The organism is Paenibacillus sp. 1781tsa1, assembly GCF_024159265.1.
Taxonomy (GTDB): domain Bacteria; phylum Bacillota; class Bacilli; order Paenibacillales; family Paenibacillaceae; genus Paenibacillus.
Window position 1 is genome coordinate 6115111 of sequence record NZ_JAMYWY010000001.1, and the last position, 11898, is coordinate 6127008.

1 protein-coding gene is annotated in these 11898 nt (G+C 47.1%); it reads right to left on the reverse strand.

Annotated elements, in window-relative coordinates; genetic code table 11:
• Positions 1–26 precede the first annotated feature (26 nt).
• Positions 27–11897, reverse strand: a complete 11871-nt coding sequence (locus NKT06_RS27490; protein ID WP_253441083.1) for a non-ribosomal peptide synthetase — start codon at positions 11895–11897, stop codon at positions 27–29.
• Between the last annotated feature and the right edge of the window lies 1 nt (position 11898).

Consider the following 11898-nt stretch of genomic DNA (forward strand, 5'->3'; position numbering starts at 1 on the left):
CAATCTAACTAGGACTCGTTACATGTTCAGGAATAACTTTTCATGATTTCGTCCAACTCGTCGAATTCCAAATCCAGATCTCCGTAATCGGAAGCTGTATGCTTGCCAGACTCAACTGCTGTACAGAATGCTGCAATCTCAGCAGCACTTGTTAGGAAACGCTCTTTAAATGCTTTGATCTGCTCGGCCGCATAAAAGCGTTGATCATACGTGATTTCAAGTATCAATCTGCCCTGCACGACACTAGCGTTGACCGTCAAGGAATGCGGATGGTGATTTTCTTTAGCTGTACTGTCTCCGGTCGGCAACTCTGAAATTTCAAACAATGGGTCTGAATCCCCTTCATGTTCCAGCTGCCCTAAATAGTTGAAACAATAATCCGGATGAAACTCGGGCATTGTCTGCTCACGGAAATGACGAATGACCCCGTATCCCATGCCATGGTTTGGTATCTTCCGAATGTGTTCCTTAATCAGGCACACCTGCTGTTCCATGTCTGCATCGTAAGGCAGATGAACAGGATAGATGCTTGTGAACCACCCCACGGTGCGATCAATATCCATAGGCTGGTGTATGCTCTCCCTTCCATGACCTTCGAGATCTATCGTCACGTCGGCGTAACCGGTCCAAGGAGCCAGACTTCTCACAAACGCAGACAACAACAGATCATTCATTTCGGTATGGTAGGCCTGATTCGCCTCATACATCAACTGTGAAGTTAAGGTGTTATCCAGTTCAAAGGTATCCGTCTCATAACCTTCAACTCCGGTCAGCAGCAGCTCAGTCTTGTGTCCTCCAGCCTGTTGGAGAACCGTCATCCAGTAAGGAATTTCACGCTCCAACTCTTCACTGAGAGCATACTCTCTTAGGGCCACAGCCCATTCCTGATAAGAGGCTGTCTTTGCTGGCAGACTGATGTTCAGACCTTTCTCCGTTTGCTCATAAGCAGTTTGGAGATCCTCCAGCAGAATGCGCCATGACACCCCATCTACCACGAGATGATGCAGACAGATCCATATAAAGTCGCCCTCACCTGAATGGAAAAGCACAACTTTTAACAACGGCCCTTCGGAGAGATCTATACTTGCCTGTATTTGGTTTCCTGTAGTAAGAATAACTTCCTCCAGGTCCTGCTCTTCTTTCACAGCAATAAAAGTAAAATCAAAGCCTTCGCTCTCCGCTGAACTTCGGATGAGTTGTCGATTACGATCAGGATATATCGCTCTTAACATGTCATGATGTGAGACACAGGCCTTCAGTGCCTGTCGCAATGTTTCTTCGTTTAATGGCAGTGCCGATTTCAATAGTAAGGTTTGATTAAAATGGTTTGGCTGCTCCAAATTCCACTGGTAGAATTCCTGTTGTATTGGCGTCAGCAGCACTTCTCCTTGAATCTCTTCCTGTGTATATGTGCGTATGCTATCTGCATTCTCCATTTTTGGCGAAATCCAGCGGATGGTGTGCCCCAGCATGAGGTTTTTAACACTCAGCTCATAGCCAACCTCCCTGATTTTGGAGATGACCCGAATGGCTTTGATGGAATCTCCACCCAGTTCAAAGAAGTTATCATCAATCCCCACCTGTTGTATTCCCAACACCTGGCCAAAGATCTCTGCCAACTGGGCCTCACGCTCATCTCTTGGCGCCACATACACCTGCGCACCCGTGAAATCAGGCTCAGGCAGACTTCTGCGATCGAGCTTTCCGTTGCTCGTGACCGGAAGCTTGTCCAGCGTTATCAGGCTCGCAGGGACCATGTACCCGGGTACTGCCTGAGCAAGTCCCTTTTTGACTGATGCAAGATCCAGTGCCTCTTCTTCTCTCTCAGGCTTACCAACCACATAACCGCTCAGATAAGAATCTCCCGCTGCATCCTTAAGGACGATAACCGCTGCATCTTGAACACCAGGCTGTTTCATAAGCACATTTTCGATCTCCTGCAGTTCAATTCGGTATCCACGGATCTTCACCTGATCGTCCATCCGTCCCAGATATTCTACATTTCCATCGGGAAGCCAGCGTGCGATATCGCCTGACCGGTACATCCGCTCACCGGATTCAAACGGATTTTCCGTAAATTTGGACTCCGTGAGTTCCGGCCGATTCACATAACCTCTGGCTACACCCGCTCCGGCAATGCACAATTCACCCGGCACGCCAACACCACACAGGCGATTTCCGTTCATAATGTATAACTTCAGGGTCGGAATCGCCTTTCCGATATTGCTGATGCCTCTTTCGATATCTTCGCTCTCAATACGTTTGTACGTCACATGAACGGTCGTTTCTGTAATGCCATACATGTTCACCAGGGCAATCTGCGGATACTTCTCCTGCCAAACTTTCAGCTTCCGGGTATTCAGGGCCTCTCCGCCAAAAATGACCAAGCGAACATACAATTCTTCTTCCCAAGAGCCTGCCCTCTCTGCATGCATCAGTTCATAGAAAGAGGACGGCACCTGATTCAGCACAGTGACTTTCTCGTCACGCAGCAGGGACAGGAATGCTTGACTATCCCTGGCCGTTTCTTTTGATACTACAACTGCTTTCCCGCCATAAAGTAATGCACCGTACATTTCCCAGACAGAAAAGTCAAAATTATACGCATGGAACAAACTCCACACATCATTTTCCGAAAAATCATAAGGCATCTGATCATTGATCAGCAGCCGCACCACATTTCGATGCTCTACCAATGTACCTTTCGGCTGTCCGGTAGTCCCCGATGTGTATATGATGTAGAGGGCATCCGTTGGTTGAATCATCACCTCTGGATCTTCAGTATCATTTAATTCAGCCAAGGTTGATGTCTGATGTGACTCCTCCAGCAAGTCCTCCATACACAGACGTACCCCGTCAAAAGAGTACTCTTCTTTGCCCTCGTTCACACTTCCCGACAGCAATATCTGAGCCTGGCTATCCTGAAGCATATACTGAATTCGATCCACCGGAGCTTCCGGGTCCATGGGCAGATAGATTCCACCTGCTTTGACCACACCAAGAATACCCGCAAGCATCTTCACATTACGTTCCAATAACAGGGCCACAACCGTCTCACCCTGCCCTTTGTGTTTCAGCAATTGATGGGCAATGCGATTTGCTTGCCGGTTCAACTCGGTATAGCTCCAACTGATGTTCCCGTCCACTGCTGCAATCCGGTCCGGGGTCTGCCTCACCTGCGCCTCAAACAAACTTTTCAGTGTTTCCTGTTCGGGATAACGTGCAGGGGTCACATGAATGTTGTCCAGCAACCACTTTCTTTCCTGAGGCGTAACCATGCTGAATTCGCCCAAAGATCGTTGCGGATTTTCGGTCAGTTCCGAAAGTATCTGCTTATAATGGGAAGCCAAACGCTCGACTGTAGCTTGCTTGAACAGCCCCCGGGCAAATTCCCATTGTGCATGATATCCTTCTGCAACAGGAGTAATATTTAGAGTGAGATCAAACTTTGCTGTCTGCACCTCTGCCTCATGCTCACTCCATATGGATCCACTTGTATGTGAACGTTCCTCTTCCTGATTTTGCATGACCATCACTACATCAAACAGCGGATTTCGCGATAGATCACGCTCTAACTGCAATTGCTCCACCAGTTCCTCAAACGGGTATGTCTGGTATTCATAGGCTTTGAGACTGGTTTCCTGGATTTCCGTCAGGAAATCCAAGTACAGCTTGGACACTTCCGGATATCCTCGAAGCGCTAATGTATTGACAAAAAGGCCCACTGTTGATTCCGTGTCCGAGTGCACCCGTCCGGATACGGGACTGCCGATGATGATATCCTCTTGCCTGCTGTACTGACCAAGTAAAATCATCAATCCTGACAGAAGCACCATGTATTCTGTCGCCCCAGTTTGGTGGCACAGCTTTTGCACCTGATTGCGGAGTTCATTGTCCAGTTCCATTACGAACGCTTCGCCGTCAAAACGCTGGATCTGAGGTCTCGGGTAGTCCAGCGGCAAATCCAGAACGGGCAGTTCTCCCGCATATGCATTCAACCAATAGGAGCGCTCAGCCTCACGGTCCTGCATACGCAGCCATTCGCTGTAATCTTTGTACTGTACCGTTACGGGTGGCAAAGTTGCACCATTGTACAGATCCGAGAACTCCCTTGTGATGATATTGATTGTTGTCCCGTCCGAGATCAGATGATGCATGTCAAACAACAACACAGGTTGATTGGCACTCATTTGTACCACTTTCATTCGCAACAAGGGTGCCTGGCTGACATCGAACGGACGAATGAATTGGGATAACAGAACGTTCCACTCGTTTTCACCAGAAACCGGCGATTGTTCGTGCTCTATCCTCAGATTCACCTGTTCGTGAATACGCTGAATGGGTTCGCCTGCCTCCATATGAAAACTCGTACGCAGACTTTCGTGCCGATTCATCAGCTCATGGACAACAGCGGTCAATCGCGGCATATCCACATCTCCCGGAGGAAGCTCCACCCAGCCTGGCATGTTGTATACCGTACTTGAAGGATCCATCTCATGGATAAAATACAGACGTTGCTGCGCTGACGACATTGGATAGACTTCCTGAGGCTCAGCCAATGGAATTCGCTTCACCTTTGCTTGCGAAGATTGTCCTATCCATAGACCAAGTTCAGCAGGCGTTGGATGTTCAAACAGAATCCTCAGTGGCACTCGTATTCCCGTCTCGCCTTCAATCAGATTTATGACACGAATGGCTCGCAGCGAGTGTCCTCCATGCTCAAAAAAGTGATCATGGATGCCCACATCTTCCAGATTCAGCACTGTGCTGAAGGCCTGAACAAGCAAAGCTTCCGTTTCATTACGTGGATCCACCTTATCGGGAAGAACGGACTTGCGATCAGGTTCAGGTAGCGCTTTCCTGTCCAGTTTGCCGTTACGAGTCACTGGCAGCTCATTCAGCAAAACGAAATACGCTGGAACCATATACTCCGGCAGATTTTGCGCCAACTGAAGACGAGCTTCGCCAGCATTCCAATGCTCGTGATTTTCCTTGACAATATAAGCGCAAAGATACTTCTCTCCCTCTGCCTCTCCTCTGGCAATTACGGCGGCGTCGAGCACGCCTGCCTGTTTTCGAAGTGCACTTTCAATCTCACCGAGTTCGATTCGATATCCTCTGATCTTCACCTGCTCATCGGACCGCCCCATATATTCCAGCGTCCCATCCGGCAGCCACCGAGCCAAATCTCCCGTGCGATACATTCGTGCATGCCCCTTGACTGTGTCTGACCCATTCGCAAAGGGGTCGCGTACAAAAGCCTTTTGGGTTTTATCAGGATCATTCACATAACCGCGGCCAACACTTATCCCTGCCACACAGAGTTCACCTACAAGTCCCACTGGGCAGAGCCTGTCCTCATTGTCCAGAACATAAATCCGAATATTGGCAAGCGGCCTCCCAATGGGTACACGTGCAAGTTCTTCTGGATACGAAAGCATCATATATTGGGCAATATCGTCAGATGCTTCGGCAGGTCCGTATGCATTAACCACTGGAATATGTGGAAACCGTTCGAACCATGTTTTTAATAAATGAGGACTTACCGTTTCCCCGGTAACAATCAGATGCCTGATTGAACGCAAATCACAGTGACGCCGTACAGCGCAGTCCATCATCACGGCCATATACGAAGGAACAACTTCCAACAAGGTGACTCCATCCTTCATCATCTGATCTATAAACCGTTCTGGTTCAAACACACATGCATCCGAATAGATCGCCGTTGTTCCTCCCAGTGCCAAAGGCCCGGCCATTTGCCATACGGAAATATCGAAACATTGGTTGGCATTCTGGGCAAAAACCAAATGTTCATCCAATTGGAGCAGTTCCTGCTCAGCAAAAATATGGTTCAGCATGCCTCCATGTTCAATCATGACTCCTTTGGGAACACCCGTAGAACCTGAAGTAAACAGAATATAAGCCAATTGGTAAGATGTTATGTTCCTGTTTGGATTAACTTGGCTTTGTATTCTCAAAGCATCGCCTAATGTGTCCAGACAAAGAACCGTCCCCCCGTAACTGTCGAGGAACTCCTCGCTGACACAGTCGGAAGAAGTCAGCAGCCACTTAACCCCTGCTTCATTTAATACGTGCATGCGTCGGGAAACCGGATGCTCCAGATCAAGCGGCAAATAAGCAGCACCTGCCTTCCAGATGCCCATAATACTTTGAATCATTAGTGGAGACCTTTGCAGCATAATGCCGACCGGCTCCTCCTCTGTCAGACCAAGACTTACAAGATAGTGTGCCAACTGATTTGCCTGTTCGTTAAGCTCCCCATACGTCATCACCTGCTCCTCATACCGCACTGCGGTTCGATCAGGTGTCCGTTTAGCCCATCCTTCGAACAGTTGAACAAGATTCTCCTTTTCCTTTCCCTTCCACGATTGAGCCGGGCGATTAAACTCCGTCAATATTTGTGTTTTCTCTGGCTCAGTCAGCATCGACAGTTCGGACAATTGGCTGTCGGGGTTAACCACAATGGATTTCAGCAAGGCCATGAAATGTTCAATCAAAGAGTTCATGGTTCTCTCTTCATACAATTCGGCGGCATATTGAACAACAATCTCATAATGGTCTGGATTGTCCACAATCTCAAACTCCAGATCAAACTTACAATCGTTCGTCCAAAGTTCCTCGTATTCAAAGGAAAGATCCCCGTCTGCAAATTGAATAGGACCAAAATCCTGATAAGAGAACAGGATATCAAACATCGGATTTCGGCCTCTCTCCCGCTGCGATCCTGATAATTCAACGATGCGGTCAAAAGGAACTTCGGAATGAGCAAACGAACGCATGGCCTCTTGTTGAACATTTTTCATCCAATCAACAAAGGATTGTTCCGGTATAATCACTTGTCTGAGAGGAAGCGTATTAACGAACATACCGATTAATGGTTGAAGCTCTGCATGGTTCCTTCCTTCCACCAACGTGCCCAATACGATTTCCTTTTGCATGGAGTACATGGATAACAACAAGTTAAACGCTGCTAGAAAGAAGGAATAACCGGTCACGCCTGCCGACTTGCACAATGCAATGATCTGAGATTTCAACTCTGCTCCAATAGGCTGCACCAGCAGTCTGCCTTCGTACGTACGCTCAACCGGACGAGTGTGGTCAAAAGGGATATGGCTTGGCGTCGGAAGATCCTCGAATTGTTCCTTCCAGTATCGTTCTTGACTCAACATGCTTTCAGATGCAGAACAATCTTTTTGCCATAACACAAAGTCCTTATACTGATATAAAAGTGGTGTCAATTCGATCTGATGATAGAGCGAAACGATCTCCCTCGCGAAGACCAATGCACTTGATCCGTCAAAAATAATATGATGAAAATCCATGAAGACCATGGTTTTCTCAAGTCCATACTCCAGTACGCTCACCCGCATTAATGGGGCCTGATCCATTCTAAAGGGCAGAATATATTCATCCTTTAGCAGCGCAATAATCTCATCCTCATTCAAATTCACGTTCAGATTTATATGATCTAAAGCTATATTCAGCTCACTAGAAGGTATAATCTGTTGAACAACTTCACCATCTGTCTCTTTAAAACAAGTTCTCAGATTTTCATGCCGTTCTACACATTTCTGCAATGCTAGTTTAAATCGTTCTGGATCAAACCGTCCCTGAATCTTCACCACCGACGGCATGTTATAGTTCAACGTTTCCGGCTGTAATTGGTTCAGCACGTACATTCTTTTTTGAACAGCCGAAGTCTCGTATTCGCGTTGCCCTTCTGCCGCCCTTCTCATCACCGGAACAAGTGAATCCTCCGTAATGGAAGCTTTATCAATAACTGATGCGATCTCGTACACGTTAAGCGCATCCATGAACATGGTAATAGACAACCTTAAACCCTGGTGCTGATGCTGGATCGCAGATAAGAGCTGCAACAGTTTCAGCGAATTCATTCCAAGAGAAATAATGTTATCCGTAAGACCAAATGTCTCGTAACCTAATAAGGAGCAAATGGTGTCGTACACGGTTCTCTCCGTAGCCGTCATTCTTTCAGTTTGATAGTGCAGCAACGTGGTGACTTCCTGTGTTTCATCCTGAAGGTAGAACCGCCTTGGAATCCATTGGGTCGGCATGCGCTGAAAGCACCATTCGGAAAGAGCGTTGGCAGACAATTCAGGTGATGCTGATACTGATTCAATCACCGCTTCAAGTTCTTTCGTTACAGAATCTAAGCGAACGCGGACGGATTTAACTGATGGATGCTCGAGGATCGCTTGTTCCGTAAGCCACAGACTGCGGAATCTTCCATTTTCTATATAGCAATGGCTGCAGGGACCCAAAATTTCAAGTTCTCCATGTATTCTGATTCTTGCTGTCCATCCGGTAGGATATAGTTCAATTCTGTTTCTTCCTATATATAACTCGCCCGGACTCTCAGGTAGTACAGGGCTCCCCTTTTGATCCATGATTAATCCGTGAACAGGCGCATTGCTTATTCCGAAGTCTTCCTTTCGGAAACCGAGCAGGTTCTCAAGCTTGGTTATATCCAATGCATTCATCAACGTTGTTGTCATTTGCTCATCTTTGGAAGTGAAATGATGCATATCTTCCAGATACTGATTGGGTTGGTCACTCCACTGTTGAACCAATTCCAGATACGATTCAAGCCATCGTCGAACCAGTCTTTCTGTGAATAACGTCTGGTTGTAATCGATATCCAGAATCGCTTTACCTTCATGTTCAATAATATTTAAGAACAGATCATACATGGAACTGTCCACTTCAACGGGCAGTACTTGCACTTGTGTATCCACAAAAGTATGACTTTGCGGCATTCGGTCCATATTGAACATGATGTTTAGACGGGGAATATGATCCTGTTCCATCCCTACATCTTCTGGCATCAGTTGATGAAACGAATGTACTCTTCTAAAAATCTCCCTGTTGTCGTCTGCCAGCGTGGCTAACGTTGCGCTCTCATTAAAGGTTGCTACAATGGGCAGAATGGAGGCGCAGTTCCCCATAACTGTTTTGGGTGCAACCAAAGCTTGCCCGGCCATAGGAATGCCAATTGCAAACTGCGTTTGGCCCGTAATCTGATGAAGCAAAGCCTGATAGGAGGATAATAGAAGCATAAAAGGACTGCTTTTGGCCACAGCCGCAGCTTTCCTAACCTTTTTTAGCCATAACTCATCAGTAATATGGGTCAATCGCTTTCCTACACTTGCTGTTTCAGGAGCCATCATTTGCTGTCTTGGCAATGCCAGTTCCTGGTCAGATCCGTATAAGTACGCTTTCCAGAACTGAGCGGCATCCTCCAACTTGATCTTTCTCATAACGTTTTCCTTGTACAGGGTGTATTCTCCATACCCCATAACCTCGCCTAACTTGGCCTGTGTGCCAGTACGCAGTTCGTTATAAATCTCGATCAACTCTTCGCAGAAAAGAGACATGGACCACCCATCGGCAACGTAATGATGAAATACAATAAGCAGCTTTGCTTCGTTATGCACAGTATCCTGCTCAAGCCATACGACCCGATATAATGGCCCTTGTATGTAATCAAACTCTTTGTTCGTCAGATCAGAGATGAGCTCGGACTCCGTGTCGGGAGTTGTACGTATAACCGAAACAGCACTCTTCATCTTTTCATTCAGAACCAGCCCGGACATATCTTCAGCAAAGGTATACCGAAGAGCCTCGTGTCTTGATGCAACTTTTGCGGCAGCCTTTTGCAGATCCGTAATGTCAAGGCGGCCCGAGATTTGCAGCAATATTCGTTGATGGAATGCACTCGTTCCCTGTTGCATTAGATCGGAAGCGATCATTTTCTGTTGTTCCACAGTCAGCTCAATCGTCTTTTTTTTTAGATCCTGCTCCGAAGGCCTATCTTGTTTGGCGAAGAAGATATGTTTCATTGCCAAGCAGGTCTCCTTTACAGCCGTGATAATCCGATCCATATCGGCATCCGTATGACTAACCGAGAGAAAACAGTTTCGCCCCTCCCAAATGTAGATTCCCTGATCCAGAAGATGATAATAGAACATTTCCATATTTCCCTTAAGTACAAACCGGAACAGCGATCCGCAATACACAATCTGGGCAGGGACTTGATGCTCCGCGAAAAATGCATTGAGTTCCTCCGCCAGATAGCGCGTCCGTTGATTAATTAACGGATAGATGGTGTCTGCTTCATCTCTAATCTTCATGAGAACTGCCTTGGCGGCAGCCATCGCTAACGGATGGTGACAGAAAGTTCCACCAGCAAAGGTACGTTTGTCCTCATAGGGTGGCAAAGAGTCATCCCCATAATTCCATACACCGCCATCGATGCAATTCATAACGTCCTGCTTGCCAGCCACAATTCCAATCGGCATACCTCCACCGACAATCTTTCCATAGGTGACCAGGTCAGCCTGCACTCCGAAATACGCCTGTGCTCCGCCCTTACCTAATCGGAAACCAAGAATCATCTCATCAAAAATAAGCTTGATATCCAGCTGTTGCGTCAGTTCCCGCAGTTGATGCAGGAATTGTCTCGGCTGTACATCCGGTCTGCGACTTTGAACCGGTTCTACCATTACCGCTGCGATATCCCCCGCATGCTTCGATATAAAATCGAGTGCTGCCGGATCGTCATAATCCAGAATAAACAGATCATCTACGTAATGTTGCAGGATACCGCCAGCAATAGGCGATACAGCTTCAGGCTCGCGGTTCATGGGATGCATACCCAAAACTCCGTCAAACGTCCCATGGTATGCCCCCGAGAAGATAACGATCTTCTTGCGACCTGTCGCTGCACGGGCAAGACGCATCGCGACCATAACCGCCTCTGTACCCGAGTTGAAGAAGGACACCCGCTCCACACCAGTCATCTCAGAGATATATGCCGCTACTTCACCAGACAGTTCAGTGATTAAACTTAAAGGAAATCCCTTCTCCATCTCTGCATGAATGGCTTCCTTGATGAATTCCGCGTTGTGCCCAAACAGGCTGACTCCAAAGTCCATGGTTAGGTCAATGTAATCATTTCCGTCCAGATCCGTGATATGTGCGCCTTCACTGTGGCTGAATACCAACTGATACACCATTTCTTTGATGCCTGGGCGAAACCCGGAAATATTTCGCCAATCCGCATAGGGCAATCGATAACGGGAGGCAAATTCTTTTGATCGTTTCGTTTTGGCTGTGTATCTCTCCATCAGCTCAAGGATGTGTTTCTGCTGCTGCTCATCCACTTGTTTAGAGGTCATTTCAAGACGTTTGTAAGCTATGTAGGGCTGAACGTCCGTTGAATTCCCTTTTAACAGCGTTTGAACAGGGGAGTCAGCAATTCTTGAATCTCGTACCGGAATACCCTCAGGTTGAACTGAATACGTATCATCCTTCTGTTTCTCGGGAAGTTTGGGAGCTGTTGGTGGAGAGGTATAGGATGAAGTCGCAGCGATCTGATTGCCGGACAACAGCAAAATTTGGTTGTTCATAATTTGCAATTGCTGAGCAAAAAGCTGGGCAATTCCGGCATCTGACTCTTTCAGCAAATTGAATGCTTCCGGTTCAATGGCCCCCAACTCACTTCGGGACTGATTGTATTCGTTCACAATGTAAGCAGCACTTTCCTCAATTTTTTCCACGATTGCCTCTTCCAGATGCTGTGCAACCTGTCCAGTGAAATACTCAGGAGTCAATAAGGGATACAAGTAGTCGGCGATATCAGCGACAGAAGTCAGCTGTTCAAAGAACAGGGTTAACGGAATCTCAACATTAAATTCTTCACGGATATAACCATTCACATCTGTCAGTATGATGGAGTCCGCACCCAATTCAATCAGATTCTCATCCGGGTTAATCGCCTGTACGTCCATTCTTGCTGTCGTTGCAATCAATTGCGTCAGTCTCTCCAACACCATCTCATAATTCCTGGAATCCATT